Raw genomic sequence first — 22,811 nt, 5'->3', positions numbered from 1 at the left:
TTCAGGCAACCCTTTTCGAAAGCAGCAGGCGGTAGAGTTCAACGTATTTGTCGGCGCTCTTGTCCCAGGAGACATCGGCCTTCATACCCTGGCGCTGGATCTGTTCCCAGACGGCCGGGCTCGAATGCGCATCGACCAGCCGGCGGATGGCGTGCAGCATGGCGCCGCCATTGTTGGGCGCGAACTGGAAGCCGGTGGCGACACCGGCCGAGATCGCTGCTTCATTGGCGTCGATGATGGTGTCGGCAAGGCCGCCGGTGCGGGCGACGACCGGCACGCAGCCATAGCGCAGGCCGTAAAGCTGGGTCAGCCCGCAAGGCTCGAAGCGCGACGGGATGACGATGGCGTCGCAGCCGCCCTGCATGGCGTGGGAAAGCCCCTCGTCATAGCCGACGACGACGCCGACACGGCCGCGATGGCGGGCGGTGGCAGCCAGCAGCGCGCCTTCCAGGCCGGCGTCGCCTGAGCCAAGGATCGCCAGCCGCGCGCCGGTGGCGACGACGCCATCGACCACAGCCGCCAGTATGTCCATGCCCTTCTGCCAGGTCAGCCGGCTGACGACGCAGACGATCGGACTGTCGTCGCGCTCGAGGCTGAAGCGGTCCTCGACAACCGCCCGGTTGGGAAGGCGAGCCTTCAGCGTCGCGGCGGAGTAGGCCGACACCAGATGCTTGTCGGTCTCCGGGTTCCAGATGTCGGTGTCGATGCCGTTGACGATGCCGTAGAGGTCGGAAGAGCGCATGTTGATGAGGCCGTCGAGGCCCATGCCGAATTCCGGCGAGCGGATTTCTTGGGCATAGGTGGGGCTCACCGTGGTGATCGCCCAGGCCGCCTGCAGGCCGGCCTTGAGGAAGCCGACGCCGCCATAATATTCGACGCCGTCAAGCGCCATCGCCGCGGCCGGCAAGCCGAGCTCGCCAAAAATGCCGGCGCCGAACTGACCCTGGAAGGCAAGGTTGTGAACGGTGATCAGCGACGGTACGCCGACCGCCTTGCCGTAGCGCATGTAAGCCAGCGTCATCGCCGACTGCCAGTCATGGGCGTGCACCAGGTCGGGCTGGTAGCCGGAGATGGCGCCGCCGGCGATATCGCCGCCGACCTGGCTCAACGCTGCGAAGCGCCGCCAATTGTCGGGCCAATCGGCGCCGGCCGCATTGCCGTAAGGGCCGCCGGGACGGTCGTAGAGATGCGGCGCGTCGAGCACGAACAGGTCGAGCCCGGCGATCTTGACGGCATGGACCGAAGCCTTGCCGCCCTGCAGCAGCGGGTATTGGTAGACAGCCTTCTTTTTCTTGAAGGCGTCCATCACCTGGGGAAAGCCGGGGATGAGCGTGCGCATGGTCACGCCCTTGGCGGCCAGCGCGATCGGCAATGCACCGGTCACATCGGCAAGTCCGCCGGTCTTGATCAGCGGGAATATCTCGGGCGTGACCGACAGAACCTGCATGCGTTTATGGTATCCCGTCTTACAGCTTCAGCTTGTCGATCATGTCCTGCGTGACCAGGCAGATGCCCTTTTCCGAGACCCGGAAACGCTTGGCGTCGAGAACAGGGTCTTCGCCAACCACCAGCCCCTCCGGTATCCTTACACCGTGGTCGATGACGACGCGCTTCAACTTTGCGTTCCGGCCGACATGAACGTCGGGCAGCATGACGACCTCTTCCAGCGTCGAATAGGAGTTGATGCGCGCCCCGGTGAAGATCAAGCTGCGCTTCAGCGAAGCACCCGAGACGATGCAGTCGCCTGAGACCAGCGAGGAGACGGCCGAACCGCGCCGGCCATCCTCGTCATGCACGAACTTTGCCGGCGGCTTCAATTCGGCATAGGTCCAGATCGGCCAGTCGCGGTCGTAGAGGTCGAGTTCGGGAGTGATGTCGGTCAGGTCGATATTGGCTTCCCAGTAGGCGTCGACCGTGCCGACATCGCGCCAATAGGCTTCGTTCTCGGCCGTCGAGCGCACGCAGGACTTGGCGAAGCGATGCGCGATCGCCTTACCGTGCTGGACGATGTAGGGGATGATGTCCTTGCCGAAGTCGCGGCTCGAACCCGGCTCGGCGGCATCGCGGCGCAGTTGTTCCATCAGGAACTTGGTCTTGAAGACATAAATGCCCATGGAGGCCAGCGCGAATTCCGGCTTGTCGGGAATGCCGGGCGGGTCGGCGGGCTTTTCGACGAACGCGATGATGTTGTCCTTGCCGTCGACATGCATGACACCGAAGCCGGTCGCTTCCATGCGCGGCACTTCGAGGCAACCGACGGTGACGTCGGCATTGGCGTCGACGTGCTGACGCAGCATCAGCTCGTAGTCCATCTTGTAGATGTGGTCGCCGGCGAGGATGACCATGTATTCGGGGCCATAGGCTTCGATAATATCGATGTTCTGGTAGACGGCGTCGGCGGTGCCTTCATACCACTGCGTTTCCGAGACACGCTGGCTGGCCGGCAGGATGTCGAAGCTTTCGTTTCGCTCCGGCCGCAGGAAGTTCCAGCCGCGCTGCAGGTGGCGGATCAGCGAATGCGCCTTGTACTGGGTGGCGACACCGAGGCGGCGGATGCCGGAATTCAGCGCATTGGACAGCGCGAAATCGATGATGCGCGTCTTGCCGCCGAAATAGACGGCCGGCTTGGCCCTGCGGTCGGTCAATTCCTTGAGCCGGCTGCCGCGGCCGCCGGCCAGCACATAGGCCATGGCATCGCGCGCCAGCGGCTGGGTTCTCTTCAAGTCTGCCATTTTTACCCTCCCAAATTACCAGTCTGGAGCATCGCCCGGTCCGCAACGAGTCGACGGACCTAATCCGAAACGAGTTGACGGACCTAGTCCGCAACGAGTTCAAGCATGATCGTCGACAGCGGCGGCAAAAGCATCGTTGCCGAAATGCCTCCTCCTTCCGCCCTGGCTTCGACCACACCGCCATTGCCCTTGCCCGAACCACCGTAGTCCGAAGCGTCGGTGTTGATGATTTCGCGCCATTTGCCGACCTTGGGCAATGGCACGCGATAATTGTCGCGCGGCACTGGCGTGAAGTTGGAAATGACGGCGATCGGGTTGCCGCCGGGCGCGCTGCGCAGCCAGGCGAAGACCGAGTTTTCCTTGTCGTCGACGATCAGCCAGGAGAAGCCGTCCGGCTCGCAGTCGCGTGCATGCAGCGCCGGGCGCGAGCGATAGAGATAGTTGAGGTCGCGCACCGTCTGCCAGACGCCGCGATGCGGGTGGAAGTCGAGCAGGTTCCAGTCGAGCGCGCGCGCCTCGCTCCACTCGCGGCGCTGGGCGAATTCCTGGCCCATGAACAACAGCTTCTTGCCGGGATACCCCCACATGAAGGCGTAAAAGGCGCGCAAAGTCGCGAACTTCTGCCAGTCGTCGCCGGCCATCTTGCCGAGCAGCGTGCCCTTGCCGTGCACGACCTCGTCATGGGACAGCGGCAGCACGAAATTCTCGGAAAAGGCGTAGGTCAGGCCGAAGGTCAGGTCGTTGTGGTGATGTTTGCGGAAGATCGGCTCCTTGGCGAAATACTCCAGCGTGTCATGCATAAAGCCCATGTTCCATTTGAAGCCGAAGCCCAGCCCGCCTTCATGCACCGGCGCCGAGACCTTCGGCCATGAGGTCGATTCCTCGGCGATGGTCATCACGCCGGGATGGTGGCCGTAGACCTCCTTGTTCATCTTCTGCAGGAAGGACACGGCTTCGAGGTTTTCGCGGCCGCCCTTCTCGTTGGGGATCCACTCGCCGGCCTTGCGCGAATAATCGAGGTAGAGCATCGAGGCCACCGCATCGACGCGCAAACCGTCGACATGGTATTTCTCGGCCCAGAACAGCGCATTGTTGACCAGGAACGACACCACCTCGCGGCGGCCGAAATTGTAGATCGCGGTGTTCCAGTCGGGATGAAAACCCTTGCGCGGGTCGGCATGCTCATAAAGTGCTGTGCCGTCGAAATTGGCCAGGCCATGCGCGTCGACCGGGAAATGCGCCGGCACCCAGTCGAGGATGACGCCGACGCCGGCGCGGTGCGCACCGTCGACGAAACGGGCGAAGCCGTCGGGGTCGCCGAAGCGCGCCGAGGGGGCATAAAGTCCGGTTGTCTGATAACCCCATGACGGGTCATAGGGATGTTCGGAGATCGGCAGGAACTCGATGTGGGTGAAGCCGGTCTCGACAGCATAGGGGATGAGCTGGTTGGCGAGTTCGTCCCATGACAGGAAGCTGCCATCATCGTGCTGCTGCCACGAACCGGCATGGACCTCGTAGATCGATATGGCTTCGCGCCGCGGATCGGCCTTTCGCCAGTAATTGCGATGCGCCTCGTCGCCCCATTCATGCGCCGGCGGCACCGCCGTCACGGATGCTGTGGCCGGGCGCAGTTCAGACTTGAAGGCGAACGGATCGGCCTTGAGCGGCAGGCGCACGCCGTCGGGGGCAATGATCTCGTATTTGTAGGGGTGGCCGGCGCCGATATCGGGAATGAACAGCTCCCAGATGCCGGTGTCGCGGCGGTCGCGCATCGTATGGCGGCGGCCGTCCCATTCGTTGAAGTCGCCGACCACGGAGACGCGCCTTGCATTGGGCGCCCAGACGGCGAAATGGACGCCCGACGCGCCTTCATGGTCGAGGAGATGGGCGCCGAGCTTGTCGAACAGCCTGAGGTGCGACCCTTGCGCGATATAGTAGTCGTCCATCGGGCCGAGCACCGGGCCGAAGGAATAGGGATCGGTCAGCCACCAGTCGCCGCCGGCATTTTTGGCGTGATAGCGCAGCGGCTGACGCTTCTTGATCGACAGTCTGCCTTCGAAGAAACCGGCGCCGTCGCGCCGCGTGAGTTCGCCGGCGTTCTTGCCGGCCAGCGTGTATGCGGTGACGAACTCGGCATTGGGGACGAAGCAGCGGGCAACCAGGCTCTTGCCGGCATCATGCACGCCCAGGATTGCAAAAGGATCGCCATGCGTGCCTGCAACAATTGCGGCGACATCGCCGGCTGACGCCAGCCCGTCCGACCCGCTCGTCGTCGAGGTCGCGCGCGGTTTCTTCATCAGGCGGCGTCCCTCCCTGGGAACCAGTTCTTGTGCACAAGACCCATTGTCGTGGCCTCATGCAATCATATCAGGCGGGCACGTTCCAGATTTCTTTCGCATATTGGCGGATCGTGCGATCGGAAGAGAACCAGCCGACCCGGGCAACGTTGCGGATAGCGCGCGCGTACCAATCGGGGCTGTTGCGCCAGACGGCGTCGACATCGCGCTGGGCGGCGGCATAGGCGTCGAAATCCGCCGCCACCATGAACCAGTCGCTGTTGTAGAGACCGTCGACCAGCTCGCGGTAGCGATCCGGCTGGTCGGGCGAGAACACGCCCGACGATACCGCGGCGACAGCCTGCGCCAATTCAGGGGAGCCCTCGATCACGGCGCGCGGGTTGTAGCCATTGCTGCGCCGCTCGGCGACTTCCGCCGTGCTCAGGCCGAAGATGAAGATGTTGTCGTCGCCAACGCATTCCTTGATCTCGACATTGGCGCCGTCGAGCGTACCGATGGTCAAGGCGCCGTTCAGCGCGAACTTCATGTTGCCGGTGCCCGACGCCTCCATGCCGGCAGTCGAAATCTGCTCGGACAGGTCGGCGGCCGGCATCATCACCTCGGCCAGGCTGACATTGTAGTTCGGCACGAACACCACTTTCAGCAGCCCGCGTACCGACGGGTCGCTGTTGATGACCTTGGCGACGTCGTTGGCCAGTTTGATGATCAGCTTGGCATTGTGGTAGCTGGGCGCCGCCTTGCCGCCGAAGAATTTGACGCGCGGCATCCAGTCCTGCTCGGGATGCGAGCGGATCTGATCGTAGAGCGCGATCGCTTCCAGGATGTTGAGCAGCTGGCGCTTGTATTCGTGGATGCGCTTGACCTGGATGTCGAACAGCGCCGACGGGTCGAGCTTGATGCCGAGCCGGTCGGCGACCAGATTGGCGAGCTTGATCTTGTTGGAGCGCTTGACGGCGGCGAACTTGTCGCGGAAGGCGGCGTCACCGGCAAAGGCTTCGAGCCCCTTGATGGCGTCGATGTCGTCGAGGAAACGGTCCCCGATCGCCGCGCGGGCGAGCGCGGTGAGGCCTGGATTGCACTGGATCAGCCAGCGCCGTGGCGTGATGCCGTTGGTCTTGTTGTTGATGCGATCGGGATAGAGCTTGTGGAGATCGGCAAACACCGTCTCCTTCATCAGTTCGGTGTGCAACGCCGACACGCCATTGATCGAGTGCGAGCCGACAAAGGCCAGGTTACCCATGCGCACGCGGCGGTCGCCATTTTCCTGGATCAGCGAGATGCGGCTGATCTGCTCATTGGAAAACTGGTTGGTGGCGCGGGCCTCAAGCAAAACCTGCGCATTGATGGCGTAGACGATCTGCATGTGGCGCGGCAAAAGCCGTTCGAACAGCGGCACCGGCCAGCTTTCCAGCGCTTCTGGCAGCAGCGTGTGGTTGGTGTAGCCGAAGGTGCGCTTGGTGATGTCCCAGGCCTGGTCGAAATCCATGCCATGGACGTCCATCAGCAGGCGCATCAGCTCTGGCACGGCGATCGCCGGATGGGTGTCATTGAGATGGATCGCCGCCTTGTCGGGCAGCGAGGCGAGATCGCCATACTGGCTGAGATGGCGCTGGACGATGTCCTGCAGCGATGCGGTGGAGAAGAAATATTCCTGCCGCAGCCGCAGTTCCTGGCCGGCCTTGTGGGAATCGGCGGGGTAAAGCACGCGCGACAAGGCATCGGCCTTGTTGCTTTCGGCCAGCGCGCCGATGTGGTCGCCGGCGTTGAACTTGTCGAGCAGGATCGGATCGACCGGCATGCCGGACCAAAGCCGCAGCGTGTTGACGCGGTTGGCCCGCCAGCCAACCACCGGGGTGTCGTAGGCGACGGCCTGGACATGCTCGGTCGGCTTCCAGACGTGACGTTCGAGCCGGCCATCCTTGGAGGTGATCGATTCCACCGAGCCGCCGAAGCCGACTTCGAAGGCGCGTTCGCGGCGCTCGAACTCCCAGGGGTTGCCGTGGTCGAGCCAGGTTTCGGGCAGTTCGACCTGCCAGCCGTCATGGATCTCCTGGCGGAACATGCCGTTGGCGTAGCGAATGCCGTAGCCATGCGCGGGAATGTCGACGGTCGCCATGCTTTCCATGAAGCAGGCGGCGAGCCGGCCGAGACCGCCATTGCCGAGCGCTGCATCCGGTTCGAGCCCGGCGATGAGGTCGAGGTCGACGCCCAGCGACTTGAGCGCTTCTCGCATATTGTCCATCAGGCCGAGATTGGAGAAGGCATCGCGCATCAGCCGGCCGATGAGGAATTCGAGCGACAGGTAATAGACGCGCTTTTCCTGCTGGGCGTAGGCCTCCTGCGTCGCCTGCATCCAGTGATCGACGATGCGGTCGCGCACGACCTTGATCGAGGCTGTCAGCCAATCATATTGCGTGGCAACGGAGGTGCCTTTGCCGACCCGGTATTTGAGAGCCAGCAAGACTTCGTCGGCCAGCGTCTTGGGATCGGGTATTTCGAGATCGGGGGCTTTGGCTGTCATTGTTCGCGTCATACTGCCTCTCGTGATCGTGCTGCGATCATACCGGCTTTCGCTCTCAGTCCCAGCCTATCCTAGTGCATCGCAACATACGTTCAATCGATTTAGACCAGCATGCCGCCAGTTCCCCTGCGGCAATTTATCCGTCGAGCGGATCAGGCAGCGAGTGCAGCCTCCGGCGGAACCTTCGCTCCCGTCATGAAGGCGACGGCGTCGGACATGGTATATTGCTTGGGATCGATGACGCAGAGGCGGCGACCCAGCCGATGGATATGGATGCGGTCGGCAACCTCGAAGACATGCGGCATATTGTGCGAGATCAGCACGATCGGCAGGCCTCGTTTCTTGACGTCGAGGATCAGTTCCAGCACGCGGCGGCTCTCCTTGACGCCGAGTGCGGCGGTCGGCTCGTCCATGATCACCACGCGGCTGCCGAAAGCAGCGGCGCGCGCCACCGCCACGCCCTGGCGCTGGCCGCCCGACAGCGTTTCCACCGCCTGGCTGATGTTCTGGATGGTCATCAGCCCAAGCTCGGTGAGCTTGTCGCGGGCGCGCTTTTCCATTGCGGGCCGGTCGAGCATACGAAGCCAGTCGCCGAGGAAGCCGGGTTTGCGGATCTCGCGGCCCAGGAACATGTTGTCGGCGATCGACAGGGCCGGCGACAAAGCCAGGTTTTGGTAGACCGTCTCGATGCCCGCCTCGCGCGCCTCCATGGGCGATTTGAAAGCGACAGCCTTGCCTTCAAGACGGATCTCGCCTTCGTCGGGCACGGCGGCGCCGGAAATCGCCTTGATCAGCGATGATTTGCCGGCGCCATTGTCTCCGATGACGGCCAGGATTTCGCCGGGGTAGAGGTCGAAGTCGGCATTGTCGAGGGCGGTGACACGGCCATAGCGCTTGATCAGGCCGCGCGCGGTGAGGATGGGTTCCACGGTCATGCCGAAACCTTTCTGATCCATTGGTCGATCGCCACGGCGCCGATGATCAGCACACCGGTGAGCAGCACCTTCCATTGCGGATCGGCGCCCAGCATGTTGAGGCCCATCGAGACGACGCCGACGATCATCGCGCCGAAAAGCGTGCCCAGAATTGAGCCGCGCCCGCCGAACAGTGAAATGCCGCCGATCACCGTCGCGGTTATCGCCTGCAGGTTGTAGTCGGTGACGGCGGCTGACGGCGAGATCGAGCCGTTGCGGCCGATGGACACCCAGGCAGCGAAAGCGGCGATCAACCCGGCAAGGGTGTAGACCGTCATCAACACCTTCTTGGTCTGGATGCCAGACAGCTTCGCCGCCTCCTGATCATCGCCAACGGCGTAGACATGGCGGCCCCAGGCGGTGTGATTGAGCACGTACCAGAGGATCAAAACGAGCACGACCGTGGCGATGACGCCCAGTGTCAGCACCGCCGTGCCGATCTTGAAACTCAGGGCAAAGAGATGCAGCAGCGGCGCCTGGGCGTCGACGTCGGTATCGCGGATCGTCTCATTGGCCGAATAGATGAAGTTCGTCGCCATGACGATGTTCCAGGTGCCGAGCGTGACGATGAACGGCGGCAGCTTCATGTAGGCGACCAGCAAGCCGTTGAGCAGGCCGCAGGCTGCGCCGGCGGCAAGCCCGATGGGCACTGCGAGCACGGCCGGCATGCCGTAGCTGACCGCGCAATTGCCCATGATCACGGCCGAAATCACCATGATCACGCCGATCGACAGGTCGATGCCGGCGGTCAGGATGACCAGTGTCTGCGCGGCACCGAGGATGCCGACGATGGCGATCTGCTGCAGGATCAGCGTCAGCGTATAGGATGAGAAGAAACGCCCGCCAATGGCGATGCCGAAAATGACGATCGACAAGACCAGCACAATCAGCGGCACCGCCGCCGGCGTGGAGTGCAGGAAATGCTGGATCCGCTTGACGGCCGATTTGTGCTCGTCAAAGGCGGCAACGCTTGTGTCGCTGCTCGAGAGAACCTTCTCGAATTCCTGTGCTTGAGCCATGTTTCCTCCCCTGGGCTTCAGCTCCATGCCGATACCCGCTCGCGCCTGTCCGGTCTGCTGCCGGGATTATTCGCGTGACGCATCGTCCACCCGAAGCGGCCGGGGATCAAGCCCCCGGCCGTCAGCTTGCCGCTGGCTGTCAGGCAGCCATCAGCCCCAGCACTTGGCGAGGCCTTCCTTGGTGTCGATCGACTTCACGCCATTGGCCGGCTTGTCGGTGACGAGGTTGACGCCGGTGTCGAAGAAGTTCTTGCCTTCGGTCGGCTTCGGCTTGGCGCCGTCCTTGGCGAAGGCGGCGATCGCCTCGATGCCGAGTGCCGCCATCTGCAGCGGGTATTGCTGCGAGGTGGCGCCAATGACGCCTTCGGTCACCGACTTCACGCCGGGGCAGCCGCCATCGACCGAGACGATCAGCACCTGGCTTTCGAGACCGACCGCCTTGAGCGCCTGGTAGGCGCCGACAGCGGCGGGCTCGTTGATGGTGTGGATGACGGTGATGGAGTTGTCCTTCTGCAGAAGGTTTTCCATCGCCTTGCGGCCGCCTTCTTCATTGCCGTTGGTGACGTCGTGGCCGACGATGCGGGCATCGTCCTCATCGCCGATCTTGTTGGGATCCTTCACGTCGATGCCGAAGCCCATCATGAAGCCCTGGTCGCGCAGCACATCCACGGTCGGCTGTGAGGGGGTCAGGTCGAGGAAACCGATCTTGGCGTCCTTGGCCTTGTCGCCGAGGGTCGCGGCTGCCCAGGCGCCGATCAGCTTGCCGGCTTCCAGATTGTCCGTCGCGAAGGTCGCGTCGGCGGCATCGATCGGGTCCAGCGGGGTATCGAGCGCGATCACCAGCAGGCCGGCGTCACGCGCCTTCTTCACCGTCGGCACGATGCCCTTGGTGTCGGACGCGGTGATCAGGATGCCCTTGGCGCCGTCGGCGATGCAGCTTTCGATCGCCGCCACCTGGCTCTCGCTGTCGCCGTCGATCTTGCCGGCATAGGTCTTGAGGTCGACGCCAAGTTCCTTGGCCTTGGCGGTCGCGCCCTCCTTCATCTTGACGAAGAAGGGGTTGGTGTCGGTCTTGGTGATCAGGCAGGCGCCGACGCCGGCGGCCGATGCTGTCGAAGCAAACGCCATCAGGCCGAGGCCCGCCGCGGCGAACACGGTGGACTTCAATAAAGCTTTGGTCACGATCTTCCTCCCATGGAACCATGCGGATGCCGCCAACCGGCATCTTGAGCGCATCCACTGAAGTTCTCCCAGTGTGGACGCGCCCTCAAATGACACCAGCGGGAGCCGCCTGTCAATAATTAAATCACTCTTATTTATTATTGACAGCTTTGCGCGGTTCACTCATTCTGCCGCAAAAGCAGTAAGAATAAACCAAGGGAAGGAACAAGGGTGGAGACCGGCATTGCGAGGCACGGTTCGCCCGAGGCGGCCGCCAGCCGTCTCCACCGTGGCACCAACCAGAGCGGCATGCGCGACCACAATGAGCGGCTGGTGCTGTCGTTGGTTCGCCAGCACGGCAGCTTGGCCAAATCAGACATTGCGCGCATGACCGGGCTTTCAGCGCAGACCGTCTCGGTCATCATGCGCGAACTGGAGGAAGACAGCCTGCTGCTGCGCCAGGCGCCGTTGCGCGGCAAGATCGGCCAGCCCTCCATCCCGATGGCGCTGAACCCCGAAGGCGCCTTCTTCATCGGCCTCAAGATCGGCCGCCGCAGCGCCGAACTGGTGCTGATCGATTTCCTCGGAACTGTGCGTTCCATGCTGCAGCACTCCTACCGCTATCCGGCGCCGCGCGAGACGGTTGAGTTCGTCACCGAAGGCATGAAGACGATGCGCGCCGAACTGACACCTGCGCAGGACAAGCGCATTGCCGGGCTCGGCATCGCCATGCCGTTCGAACTGTGGAACTGGGCCGACACCGCCGGCGCGCCGCGCGACATCATGGACGAATGGCGCCATCGCGACATCCGTGCCGACATCCAGGCGCAGTGCGAATTCCCGGTCTATCTGCAGAATGACGCCACCTCCGCCTGCGGCGCCGAACTGGTGTTCGGCCAGACCGGCGGGGCGCGCGACTTCGTCTATTTCTATATCGGCGCCTTTGCCGGCGGCGGCATCGTGCTCAACGGCCGGCTGTTCGGCGGGCCAACCGGAAATGCCGGGGCGCTGGGTTCGATGCCGGTGCCGGGGCCGGACGGCAAGCCGACGCAGCTCATCGACGTCGCCTCGATCGCCATGCTGGAAAAGGCGCTTAACGCACGCGGCGTCGAGGCTTCGCATCTGTGGACGTCGCCTGAGGATTGGGGCGAGATCGGTCACGAGCTCGACGACTGGATCGCCAATGCCGCTCAGGCGCTGGCCTATGCCATCGTATCGGCGTCCTCGGTGATCGATTTCGAGGCCGCGGTGATCGACGGCTGGATGCCGCTCGCTGTCCGGCGCCGGCTCGTCGATGCGATCAGGCAGGCGATCGGTACGATCGATGGCGAAGGGCTGAAGCTTCCGGTGGTGCGCGAAGGCACCGTCGGCATCCATGCCCGCGCGCTGGGCGGCGCCAGCCTGCCGCTGTCCGAACGCTTCCTCATCGGTTCGACCACGATTTCCAGGAGCATCTGAATGCTGATCGGTATTCCGTCGCTGCTCGGTCCGGAGCTTCTGGCGACATTGCGCGCCATGGGCCATGGCGACGAGATCGCGCTCGTCGACGGCAACTATCCGGCGGAAGAACAGGCAAACCGGCTGATCCGCGCCGACGGTCTTCACCTCATACCGGTGCTTGACGCCATTTTGAGCGTGCTGCCGGTGGACGACTTCGTGCCGGAAGCGCTGTTTCGTGCCTCGGTAAAAGGCGATCCCTCGGTCGCCGATCCGGTCCACCATGAAATCGAAACGATCTGCACCAGGCGCGCGCCGGGCCGCAAGGTGGTTGCGCTGGCGGGCGCCGACTTCTATGCACGCGTCCGGTCGGCATATGCGATCGTCGGGACCAGCGAACCCCGGCTCTACGCCAACATCATCATCCGCAAGGGCGTGATCTATCCGCCGGAGAACAAGAAATCATGATCCTCTGCTGCGGCGAAGCCCTGATCGACATGCTGCCGCGCACCACGACACAGGGCGAGCCGGCCTTTGCGCCCTATGTCGGCGGCGCGGTGTTCAACACGGCGATCGCGCTTGGCCGCCTCGGCGCGCCCGCCGGCTTCTTTTCCGGCCTGTCGTCGGATCTGTTCGGCGGCCAGTTCCGCGAGGCGCTCGGCGCAAGCAAGGTCAGCTCCACCTATGCGCACACCTCCCCTCGCCCGACCACGCTCGCCTTCGTGCGGCTCACCAACGGCCAGGCGACCTACACTTTCTACGACGAAAACACCGCCGGGCGCATGCTGACGACAGAGGATCTGCCGAAACTGGGCGCCGAGATCGAAGCCATGCTGTTTGGCGCCATCAGCCTGATTTCGGACCCGGCGGGTGCTGCCTACGAAGAATTCATGAAACGCGAGCACGAACGCCGCGTAATGATGCTCGACCCCAACATCCGGCCGAACTTCATCCCCGACAAAGCCAAGCACCTCCGGCGCATCCGCTCGATGATGGCGATGGCCGACATCGTGAAGCTATCGGATGAGGATCTGCACTGGTTCGGCGAGGCCGGCTCGCATGAGGACGTCATCCGCAACTGGCTGGATCGCGGCCCGAAGCTGATCGTCGTTACCCACGGCAGCGAAGGTGCCGTCGGCTACAGCAGGGAACACAAGGTCACGGTGATGCCGCATAAGGTGGAGGTGGTCGACACGGTCGGCGCCGGCGACACTTTCAATGCCGGCATTCTGGCCTCGCTGCACGAGCAAGGCCTGCTCACCAAGGCCGGGATCGGCGGCCTTTCGGAGGACGCCATCCGTCAGGCGCTGGCGCTCGGCGCCAAAGCGGCGGCGGTGACCGTGTCGCGGGCCGGCGCCAACCCGCCCTGGCGGCACGAAATCGCCTGATCCACGCTTAGTCCGCCGCCAGCCGCTGCAAGCAGCCGATCACTTTATGTTTCCGCGAGCCGGAAAGACGGACTGATCAGCCGGATTAATAGGCGGCGAAGCCCGGATTTCCGGCATCTTGCGGCAATGCAGGGAAAGCCTGAAGTAACAGGCTGCGACACCTAGACAACCCGTCCCGCGGCCGGTCCGGCTTTCTAGACCGGCCCAACTCTGGTACCAGCGGCCCGGTTAAGTTGTTGTTTCTGTGCGTGTCATTGTCCCCGGGGCAGCCCGCACCACACCGTTTTGAGGCCGACATGCAGTTCATCGATCTTGGCGCGCAGCGCGAACGTATCCGCGACCGGCTGAAGGCCGCGATCGACAATGTCGTCGAGGAAGGCCGCTATATCCTCGGACCGCAAGTCACCGAATTCGAAAACAAGCTCGCAGCCTATATCGGCACCAAGCATGTCGTGGCCTGCGCCAACGGCACCGACGCGCTGCTGTTGCCGCTGTTTGCCGCCGGTATCGGCCCCGGCGACGCGGTGTTCGTGCCGAGCTTCACCTTTGCCGCGACGGCGGAAGTGGTGGCGCTTGCCAAGGCCGAACCAGTGTTCGTCGATGTCGAGGCCGAGACCTATAACATCGACATAGCCAGCCTCGAGGCGGCGATCGCCATGATCAAGAAGGAAGGCCGGCTGAAGCCGAAGGCGATCATTCCCGTCGACTTATTTGGGCTTGCCGCCAACTACGAGGCGATCATGGCGATTGCCAGGCGCGAAGGGCTGCTGGTGATCGAGGATGCGGCGCAGTCGATCGGCGGTTCGGCCGACGGCACAATGTGCGGCGCCTTCGGCCATGTCGGCTCGACCAGCTTTTATCCGGCCAAGCCGCTGGGCTGCTACGGCGATGGCGGCGCGATGTTCACCAATGACGACGCGCTGGCCGACCAGCTGCGCTCGTTTGCGTTCCACGGTAAGGGCGAGACGCAGTATGACAATGTCCGCGTCGGCATCAATTCACGCCTCGACACGATCCAGGCGGCGATCCTGATCGAGAAACTCGCCATCCTCGAAGACGAGATGGTCGCCCGCCAGGTGGTGGCCAAGCGCTACGCCGAAGGTCTCGGCGACATCGTCAAGGCGTCACGCAATCTGGGCGGTGGCCGCTCGGCCTGGGCGCAATACGCCATCGAGACGCCGAAGCGCGAAGGGTTGAGGGCGCATCTCGGCGAAAAGGGCATCCCTTCGGTGATCTATTATGTGAAGCCGCTGCACGAGCAGGTCGCCTATCGCGACTATCCGCGCACGCCGACCGGGCTTGCGGTTTCGGAGGAACTGCCGAAGCGCATCCTGTGCCTGCCGATGCATCCCTATCTCAGCGAAGCCGACCAGGACCGCATCATCGAGACGATCCGCAACTACATTGGCTCGAACTCGGCGCATGTAGCGGCGGCGTAAGTTACGCCGCGTCCGCCGCCTTCCCGCTCGCAATAAAATGCGGGTTGGCGAAATCCTCGTCGTCGCTCTGTTTGCGCTTGCCATAGGTGAGCGGCTCGCCGTCCAGCGTGCGCGTCATGCCGCCGGCGGCGCGCAGTACGGCGTCGCCGGCCGCCGTGTCCCATTCCATGGTGCGGCCGAAGCGCGGATAGATGTCGGCTTCGGCTGCGGCGAGCAGGCAGAATTTCAGCGATGAGCCGACCGAGACGATCTCGGCGGCGCCGAGATCCTTGATGAAGGCTTCGGTCTCCGGGGTGTTGTGCGAGCGGCTGGCAACGACCGCCAGCGGCGTGACCGCCCTCCTGACCGAAATCCGCCGGCGGCCGACGATACGGAAGTCGCCATCGACCTCGATTGCTTCGGCCCAGCCCGGCCGTCCAGAGAAGAACCGCCCGCTGCACGGTGCGAAGACGACGCCGATCTCCGGCACGCCGTGCCGGACAAGCGCGATGTTGACGGTGAAATCGGTCCGGCGGTTGACGAATTCCTTCGTTCCATCGAGCGGATCGATCAGGAAGAAGGCGCCATCCAGATCGGGCGGCACAATGCCTTCGGCGACCTCTTCCTCGGCCACGCAGGGAACATCGGGATAGGCCGCACGCAGGCCGGCGAGGATGATCGTCTCGCTCTCGCGGTCGGCTTCCGTGACCGGCGAGGAGTCCGACTTGCTGTCGACCGCGCAGCCGGCCTTGAAGACCCGCATCACCTCGCGTCCGGCTTCGAGCGCCAGGCGCTCGAACACGTCGAGCATCACTTCGTCGTCAGATGCCGCCGCCGCTGTCATATTGGTCTTCGGCAATGTCGCGCTCATTCAGCCAGTGTTCCAGAGCCTCTACCATCTCCTCGGCCGTCTTGCCGAGTGTCTTGAGATGGATTTCGGGATTTTCGGGAGCTTCATACGGGGAATCGACGCCGGTGAAGTTCTTGATCTCGCCATTCAGCGCCCGTGCGTAAAGGCCTTTCGGGTCGCGTCGGGCGCATTCCTCGAACGGCGTATCGACGAACACTTCGACGAACTCGCCGTCGGCCATCAACTCCCTGGCCATGCGCCGCTCGGCGCTGAAGGGGGAAATGAAGGAGACGATGACGATCAGCCCGGCATCGGCCATCAGCTTTGCCACTTCGGCGACACGGCGGATGTTTTCGACCCGATCGGCGTCGGTGAAGCCGAGATCGCGGTTGAGGCCGTGGCGGACATTGTCGCCGTCGAGAATGTAGGTGTGACGCCCCGAAGCGAACAGCTTCTTCTCAAGCAGATTGGCGATGGTCGACTTGCCCGAGCCGGAAAGACCGGTGAACCAGAATACGGCGGGGCGCTGGCTCTTGAGGTCGGAGCGGCCGCGCTTGCCGACATCGAGCGACTGCCAATGGATGTTTTCGGCGCGGCGCAAGGAATGCAGGATCATGCCGGCGCCGACCGTGGCATTGGTGATGCGGTCGATCAGGATGAAGGCGCCGGTATCGCGGTTGTCGGCGAAGGTGTCGAAGGCGATCGGCGCCCGGGTCGAGATATTGCAGATGCCGACTTCGTTCATCTCGAGCGACTTCGCCGCCTCGCGAGCGAAGTCGTTGACGTTGACGCGGTATTTCAGGTCGGTGACGGTGGCGCTGGTCTGGTCGGTCTCGGTGCGCAGTATATAGGAGCGTCCCGGCAGCAGCGCTGCCTCGTCGAACCAGACGATGTTGGCGGCGAACTGGTCGGCGACCTGCGGCCGTGCCGCCGGCGACACCAGCATGTTGCCTCTGGAGACCTCGACCTCGTCATCGAGCACAAGGGTGATGGCCTGGCCGGCCACCGCCTGGGCAAGATCGCCGCCTTGCGCGACGATGCGCTTGACCCGCGAGGCCTTGCCGGATTTGGCGACCACCACCTCGTCGCCCTGCGCGACGGAGCCGGACGCGATGGTGCCGGCAAAGCCGCGGAAGTCGAGATTGGGCCGGTTGACATACTGCACCGGAAACCGGAACGGCAGTTCGACCGCGGCCTCGTCGACCGATATGGTTTCGAGATGCTCGATCAGCGACGGGCCGGAATACCACGCCGTCTTGCCGGAGCGGCTGGTGACATTGTCCCCATAGCGGGCCGACATCGGGATCGGCACGATCGTCTGGAAGCCGAGCTCGTGCGAGAACTGCCGGTAATCCTCGACGATACGGTCGAACACCGCCTGGTCGAAATCGACGAGGTCGATCTTGTTGACGGCAAGCACGATATGGCGGATGCCGAGCAGCGAAGCGATGATCGAGTGGCGCCGGGTCTGGCGCAGCACACCCTGGCGCGCATCGATCAGCACGATGGCGAGATCGGCAGTCGATGCGCCGGTCGCCATGTTGCGGGTGTACTGTTCATGGCCGGGGGTGTCGGCGACGATGAACTTGCGCTTGGGCGTGGCGAAGAAGCGGTAGGCGACGTCGATGGTGATGCCTTGCTCGCGCTCGGCCTCGAGGCCGTCGACCAGAAGCGCGAAGTCGATGTCGTCGCCAGTGGTGCCGTGCTTGCGGGAATCGCGCTCGAGTGCGGCGAGCTGGTCCTCGAAGATCTGCTTTGTGTCGGACAGAAGACGGCCGATCAGCGTCGACTTGCCGTCGTCGACCGAGCCGCAGGTGAGGAAGCGCAGCAGCGACTTCTTCTCCTGCGCCGCCATGTATTCGCGCACGCCGTCGGTGGGAGCGAGGCTCTTGGCCAGGATATGGCGCATGCTCAGAAATATCCCTCGCGCTTCTTCTTTTCCATCGAGCCGGCTTCATCGCGGTCGATGAGGCGGCCCTGGCGCTCGGAGGTGCGCGCCGTCAGCATCTCGCCGACGATGGCTTCGAGCGTGTCGGCGTCGGATTCGATGGCGCCGGTCAGCGGATAACAGCCGAGCGTGCGGAAACGCACCAGACGGTTCTCCATCGTCTCACCGGGGCGCAATTGCATGCGACCGTCATCCTTCATGATCAGCATGCCGTCGCGTTCGACCACCGGCCGCTCCTTGGCGAAATAGAGCGGCACGATCGGGATGTTTTCCTGCAGAATGTACTGCCAGATATCGAGCTCGGTCCAGTTCGACAGCGGAAACACGCGGATCGATTCGCCCGGCGCGATGCGGGTGTTGAAGATCTTCCACATCTCCGGCCGCTGGTTCTTCGGGTCCCAGACATGCTGGGCGTTGCGGAAGGAAAAGATGCGCTCCTTGGCGCGCGACTTCTCCTCGTCGCGCCGAGCCCCGCCGAAGGCAGCGTCAAAGCCGTATTTGTCGAGCGCCTGGCGCAACGCCACCGTCTTCATGACATGGGTGTGGGTGTTCGAGCCATGGTCAAAGGGGTTGATACCGTCGCGCACGCCGTCTTCATTGACGTGGACCAGCAGGTCGAAGCCGAGCTTCTGCGCCATCTGGTCGCGAAAGGCGATCATCTCGCGGAACTTCCAGGTGGTGTCGACATGCAGGAAGGGGAAAGGCGGCTTGGCCGGATAGAAGGCCTTCATTGCCAGATGCATCAGCACGGAGGAATCCTTGCCGACGGAATAGAGCATCACCGGCTTGGAGAAGGAGGCGGCAACCTCACGGAAGATGTGGATGGACTCGGCCTCGAGCCGCTGCAGGTGCGTAAGCGCGATGTTCATGGACTGTGAGCGTTCTCTCGTGCAATCCAGACCTTGCATCAGATGGATCGGGCGTCCTTTTCAGCCGCCCGGTTCAAGCTTCACTGCTGGACACTATCGGTTCGTGCCGGCGTTCTAGCAGATCGCCACCTGATATAACAACGCTGGAAAGGCCGGCGGCCACACCGATCGGCAACGAATTTTCCATGAAAAGCCTAGAATCCGAAAATTCCTGCCCGACGGAGCGATAGCATTCAAAGGCCGGGAAAAATCTTGCCTGGACCGAAAGAAACGCCGGCCCGACCTCGTCGCACTTTCGAAAACCGCACCCAGCCGCTATACCGGCTCCTGAACCTGCGCCGGGCGGCATGCCGCAAATGCCGCCGCCAAACATTGTCCGTCGCCACGCGACCCAGCGCATTGTGAACCAGAGCATTGACCCCGATCTCCGCCATCAAGCAGCACGTTTCGCCGTCACGGATCAACGTCACCTTCTCCATTTTGTGCTTCTTTTTCCCGCCGGTACTGGGATCGGCGGTCAGCTTTTTGTTCAATGGCGGCGGCCTGTGGTCGGTGCTTCTGCTTGCGCTGAAAAGACGGCGTTTCAACATCGACCGGCCGATGACCGCGATGACGGTGGCCATCTATGCCTATTGCGCAGCCAGCGTGCTCGCCTCCATCGTCAACAATTCGATCGCCAGGGATGCGCCGCATCTGGCAGGGCTGATCACCTTCCTGTTTTTCCCGGTCTCATACGCGACCTGGAGCATCACCGAGAAAACCACGCTGACGCGCATCGTCGTGCTGGCGAGCGCCGCCGCCTGTTTTGGCGCCCTGCTGCTGGCCGTCGTGCAATATCACGGGCTGGGCATACGGGCCGAAGGCGGCGCCGGCAATCCGATCGTGTTCGCGACCGTCGCCTGCCTCAGCATGATGATGTGCCTGGCAGGCGCCTTATCGGGTGTCGAAAAGAACAGGGCGTTGCTGGCCTGCGCGACACTGGCCGGCGCGGTCGACATTGTCTATTCGGGGTCGCGGATCATCTGGCTGGCGATGCTGGTGGCCGGCATCGCGGTCCTGCTGATCAACCGTCGCAAGCTCAACAACAGAAACGCCATTCGGCTTTTGCTGATTGCGGGCGCGATCGGCATCGTCATCGCGGTCATTGGTCTCCCCATCATTTCCGAGCGCGCGGCCTTCCTGTTCAGCGACTGGGATGCGCTCGCCACGAAGGGCGACCACACGACCGCGCTCGGCTTGCGCGCAGCACTTTGGCAGATTGGGCTGAGCGCCTTCCACGACATGCCGATTTTCGGTCACGGCATTGCTGCAAGCCGTGAGCTGATAAAGGATGGATTCCACAATCAGTTCCACATGCCGTCCACGGGCTTCAGCCATTTTCACAATGGCTTCCTGACTGCATTGGTGGAGGCCGGGCTGCTTGGAGCCGTAACGCTCGCGGCTGTGTTCTTCGTTGCCGCGAGAAACGCGGCCATCGTGCTGCGCACCAGCACGGACGCGATCGAGCGGTTCGGCGCCACGATGATTGTCGTCACTGCGATCACCTACCTCATCGGCGGCCTGACCGGCATCCTGGTCGGCCACGACATCCTCGATGCCACACTGATGGTGTTTCTGGTGTCCGGGACATATCTTGCATCGGGCCGGCAACAAATGCTGCCGGAACAACAGGCCCCGGCGCCCCAGGCAAGCCGGCCGTGAAAGTGCTGGTCACAGGCGCGACGGGTTTCATCGGCAGGCAGGTCGTCAACCAGCTGCGCGAAGCCGGGTTCGGGGTGCGCATGGCATCGCGCCACCCGGAACGGCTCGATCCCGTGAGCGATGCGGTTTTGTTGCCGGACTTCGACGCACCGGCTCAGGCATACCAGGCGCTGATGCGAGATATCACCCATGTCGTCCACTGTGCGGCGCTCAACAATGACCGCAAGGCGAGCGAAGCCGACTTCATGGCAGCCAACGCGACACTGACCGCGCAGCTGGCGCGCGCGGCCGCCTCGCGGACAAGCGGGCGCTTCATCTATCTGTCGTCGATCCGGGCAGTAGCCGGTCCCGGTTTCAGCGGAACGATCAGCGAGGCGACGCTCCCTGCCCCGCAATGCGCCTACGGGCGCTCGAAACGCGAAGGCGAGATCAAGACACTGGAAGCCTATGCGTCCAGGCCCTCCGATGCCACGGCGCTGCGCCTGCCGCCGGTCTATGGCGAAGGCATGAAGGGAAACCTGCGTGGAATGATGCGGGCTGCCGCCATTGCCTTACCATTGCCCTTAGGCGCTTTCACCGCAGTTCGTTCGCTGATATCGCGCGACGCGGTGGCTGGCGCCGTGGCGCATCTTTTGACTCATCCCACGCCACCGCGCCCGACCTATGTCCTGGGCGATGCTTCCCCCGTTGCGATGTTCGAAATCTTGACTGCATTCAGGCACGGATACGACGTTCCGACCCGGCTCGTTCCTGTGCCGGCCTGGCCATTCAGGCTGTTCGCCACACTGCTTGGCGGAAAAGCAGCGTACGACGCTTCCATGGCGACACAGATTTGCGACCCGTCACTGCTGATCTCGGAAGGCTGGATGCCGGAAACCGACACGCTCGGCCGGATTGAGGAACTTGCACGACAGGCCCGTCAGGTCCGGTAGATTGTGCCAAGCAGGATTTTGACGTCGAGTCCGATCGAGGCCCCCCTGAGATATTCGGCATCCGTTTCGGCGCAGAGTTTCGGATCCGACATGTCGATGCCTTTCATCTGTGCCAGCCCGGTAATGCCCGGAAGTGCGGCAAGCACACCCAATTGCCTGCGGCGTTCGATCAATTCCGTTTGCGTGGGCAAGCACGGCCGCGGTCCGACCAGGCTCATCTCGCCCTTGAGCACGTTCCAGAGCTGCGGCAGCTCGTCGATCTTGAATTTTCGCAGCACCTTACCGGCGGCGGTGACGGAGTTTGCCGGCGCCTGATGCGAGGGCAGAGACGGCGTTCCCACAACCATCGTCCTCAACTTGTGGCAGCGAAACAGCACCCCGTGCTGGCCGACGCGAGTTTGGGAGAGGAGTGCCGGTCCGGGCGACGACAGCCTGATTGCCAGTATGGCAAGCAGGGTGACGGGCGAGGTTAGCGGCAACAGAACCGCCGCCGCGACGAGATCGAAAGCTCGCTTGGGTCCCCTCATGGCCATCTCAGCATGCTCTAGATCCGCCGCCAGATGAAGGCCAGATAGAGCCCAAGTGTACCAGCCAGCGTCTGCCGGTAGACGCCGCTTTTCCGGAGAAGGCGCAGGCGTCGCAAGATACCGCCCTTTCGCGCCCTGATGAACAGGCCGAGACAGGCGGCGGCATCCCTCGTGAGGATGTCGCGATTGACCGCCAGGCCGCTCAGATTGTGATCGGTCCAGACGGCGAACTCGCCCCTGAAGAGGCGCCCCAGCCGCGACAGCCTCGCCTTCCACGACACGTTGGCGCCGACCAGGTTTGCCTCATGCTGGCGGTAGCGCACCAGCGGTCGCGGGTCATAGCGAACAATGCCGCCGGCAGCCGTGACGATCAGATAGGTCCACCAGTCATGGCTGACGAACTCGGTCCTTGCCGATGCCTTTGCCAGCAACTTTCGCGCGGCGCGGTTGATCATCATCGTGTTGCCGCCGGCAATGCTTTGCACAAGCGCATTGCGAAATGCGGGTGGATGCTGGAACAGCGGCGAATACCCTTGCGCTGCTCCGGCTTCGGACATGGTCGCGGTCCTGGAGCAAAACAGCAGCGGCGTTCCGGCATCGTGCCCTTGCATCCAGGCAATGGCGCTCTCCAACCTGTCCGGCTCCCAGATGTCGTCCTGGTCGCAGAAGGCGTAGTAGTCGGCCTCGATGCGCGGATCGATGATCATCCCGCGGAAATTGGCGGCAAAGCCTTGGCGAGGACCATTCGACAGGGTCAACCGGCCCTTGGACCAGCGGCTCTGCCAGGCGCCGATAATGGCCGAAGTGCCGTCTGTCGAACCGTCGTCGGAAACCCATAGGTCGACAACAGGATGCGATTGCGCAGCCAGCGACGCGAGCTGCTCGTCAAGGAAAGCCGCGCCATCTTTCGTGCCCAGCAGCACGGCCACGCGCTGATCTTGTCTGCTCACTGGTTCAAAATCATCTGCAAACGCCTGGGAACGGCCATCGGATCGGTTTCAATAGCCAATCCCGGTCGATCAGGACAGGCTCTTTGT

The 22,811-nt window shown here is 63.2% G+C and carries 18 protein-coding genes; 6 read left to right on the top strand and 12 right to left on the bottom strand.

The genetic code is table 11. The annotated features are described in order from the left end of the window. Position 1: 1 nt before the first annotated feature. The 7 genes from glgA to NKJ57_RS24545 form a co-directional block, all read right to left on the bottom strand. Positions 2–1,447, bottom strand: coding sequence for a glycogen synthase GlgA (gene glgA / locus NKJ57_RS24575; RefSeq protein WP_023670730.1), 1,446 nt, complete (start codon positions 1,445–1,447; stop codon positions 2–4). A gap of 19 nt (positions 1,448–1,466) precedes the next feature. Further along, positions 1,467–2,732: a glucose-1-phosphate adenylyltransferase gene (glgC, locus tag NKJ57_RS24570; protein ID WP_023670729.1), complete on the bottom strand. Its 1,266-nt coding sequence runs from the start codon at positions 2,730–2,732 to the stop codon at positions 1,467–1,469. Between the two features lie 83 nt (positions 2,733–2,815). Then, complete coding sequence (gene glgB / locus NKJ57_RS24565) at positions 2,816–5,029, bottom strand: 1,4-alpha-glucan branching protein GlgB (RefSeq protein ID WP_352512844.1); 2,214 nt, start codon at positions 5,027–5,029, stop codon at positions 2,816–2,818. A 70-nt stretch (positions 5,030–5,099) separates the two neighbouring features. Beyond that, on the bottom strand, positions 5,100–7,562 hold the full coding sequence (locus NKJ57_RS24560; RefSeq protein WP_023670727.1) for a glycogen/starch/alpha-glucan phosphorylase: 2,463 nt from the start codon (positions 7,560–7,562) through the stop codon (positions 5,100–5,102). Between the two features lie 140 nt (positions 7,563–7,702). Further along, complete coding sequence (locus NKJ57_RS24555; RefSeq protein ID WP_023670726.1) at positions 7,703–8,485, bottom strand: ATP-binding cassette domain-containing protein; 783 nt, start codon at positions 8,483–8,485, stop codon at positions 7,703–7,705. Then, the gene (locus tag NKJ57_RS24550; RefSeq protein WP_023670725.1) at positions 8,482–9,543 is read right to left on the bottom strand and encodes an ABC transporter permease; all 1,062 of its coding nucleotides are present in this window, start codon (positions 9,541–9,543) and stop codon (positions 8,482–8,484) included. Before NKJ57_RS24550 ends, NKJ57_RS24555 begins: the two co-directional genes overlap by 4 nt. A 150-nt stretch (positions 9,544–9,693) precedes the next feature. Then, entirely contained in the window at positions 9,694–10,671 is a 978-nt protein-coding gene (locus tag NKJ57_RS24545; RefSeq protein ID WP_081725578.1) for a sugar ABC transporter substrate-binding protein, read from the bottom strand. Positions 10,672–10,935: 264 nt separating this feature from the next. Here NKJ57_RS24545 and NKJ57_RS24540 point away from each other — a divergent pair, with 264 nt between their 5' ends. The 4 genes from NKJ57_RS24540 (at position 10,936) to NKJ57_RS24525 (ending at position 14,968) form a co-directional block, all read left to right on the top strand. Then, positions 10,936–12,162 (top strand): ROK family transcriptional regulator, encoded by a 1,227-nt coding sequence (locus tag NKJ57_RS24540; RefSeq protein WP_023702241.1) that lies wholly within the window; start codon positions 10,936–10,938, stop codon positions 12,160–12,162. Beyond that, positions 12,163–12,609 carry an RbsD/FucU family protein gene (locus NKJ57_RS24535; protein WP_023684581.1) on the top strand — a complete coding sequence of 149 codons (447 nt, stop codon included), beginning with the start codon at positions 12,163–12,165 and terminating at the stop codon, positions 12,607–12,609. It begins immediately after the preceding gene. Next, positions 12,606–13,529 (top strand): carbohydrate kinase family protein, encoded by a 924-nt coding sequence (locus tag NKJ57_RS24530; RefSeq protein WP_023684582.1) that lies wholly within the window; start codon positions 12,606–12,608, stop codon positions 13,527–13,529. The genes NKJ57_RS24535 and NKJ57_RS24530 overlap by 4 nt, the downstream gene beginning before the upstream one ends. Positions 13,530–13,825: 296 nt before the next feature. Continuing rightward, entirely contained in the window at positions 13,826–14,968 is a 1,143-nt protein-coding gene (locus NKJ57_RS24525; RefSeq protein ID WP_352512846.1) for a DegT/DnrJ/EryC1/StrS family aminotransferase, read from the top strand. A gap of 1 nt (position 14,969) precedes the next feature. Here NKJ57_RS24525 and cysQ read toward each other — a convergent pair whose 3' ends face one another. Genes cysQ through cysD form a run of 3 tightly spaced genes read right to left on the bottom strand, consistent with a single transcriptional unit; the run spans position 14,970 to position 18,614 of the window. Next, positions 14,970–15,758 carry a 3'(2'),5'-bisphosphate nucleotidase CysQ gene (gene cysQ, locus NKJ57_RS24520; protein ID WP_352459697.1) on the bottom strand — a complete coding sequence of 263 codons (789 nt, stop codon included), beginning with the start codon at positions 15,756–15,758 and terminating at the stop codon, positions 14,970–14,972. A gap of 10 nt (positions 15,759–15,768) precedes the next feature. Continuing rightward, positions 15,769–17,706, bottom strand: a complete 1,938-nt coding sequence (gene cysN, locus NKJ57_RS24515; protein WP_023670718.1) for a sulfate adenylyltransferase subunit CysN — start codon at positions 17,704–17,706, stop codon at positions 15,769–15,771. A 2-nt stretch (positions 17,707–17,708) separates the two neighbouring features. Continuing rightward, entirely contained in the window at positions 17,709–18,614 is a 906-nt protein-coding gene (gene cysD / locus NKJ57_RS24510) for a sulfate adenylyltransferase subunit CysD (protein ID WP_352512848.1), read from the bottom strand. 414 nt (positions 18,615–19,028) lie between these two features. Between cysD and NKJ57_RS24505 the strand changes: the two genes are divergently transcribed. Then, a complete protein-coding gene (locus NKJ57_RS24505) occupies positions 19,029–20,315 on the top strand; it encodes an O-antigen ligase family protein (RefSeq protein WP_352512850.1) in 1,287 nt (428 codons plus the stop codon). Continuing rightward, complete coding sequence (locus NKJ57_RS24500; protein WP_352512852.1) at positions 20,312–21,247, top strand: NAD-dependent epimerase/dehydratase family protein; 936 nt, start codon at positions 20,312–20,314, stop codon at positions 21,245–21,247. Before NKJ57_RS24505 ends, NKJ57_RS24500 begins: the two co-directional genes overlap by 4 nt. On the opposite strand, the gene NKJ57_RS24495 is transcribed toward NKJ57_RS24500, so the two are convergent. Beyond that, on the bottom strand, positions 21,235–21,774 hold the full coding sequence (locus tag NKJ57_RS24495) for a sugar transferase (protein WP_352498444.1): 540 nt from the start codon (positions 21,772–21,774) through the stop codon (positions 21,235–21,237). The genes NKJ57_RS24500 and NKJ57_RS24495 overlap by 13 nt on opposite strands. 17 nt (positions 21,775–21,791) lie before the next feature. Further along, positions 21,792–22,724, bottom strand: coding sequence for a glycosyltransferase family 2 protein (locus tag NKJ57_RS24490; protein WP_352512854.1), 933 nt, complete (start codon positions 22,722–22,724; stop codon positions 21,792–21,794). Positions 22,725–22,811 lie beyond the last annotated feature (87 nt).

The organism is Mesorhizobium sp. M0077, assembly GCF_040322955.1.
Taxonomy (GTDB): Bacteria; Pseudomonadota; Alphaproteobacteria; order Rhizobiales; family Rhizobiaceae; genus Mesorhizobium.
This window is presented reverse-complemented; position numbering and strand designations above follow the sequence as displayed.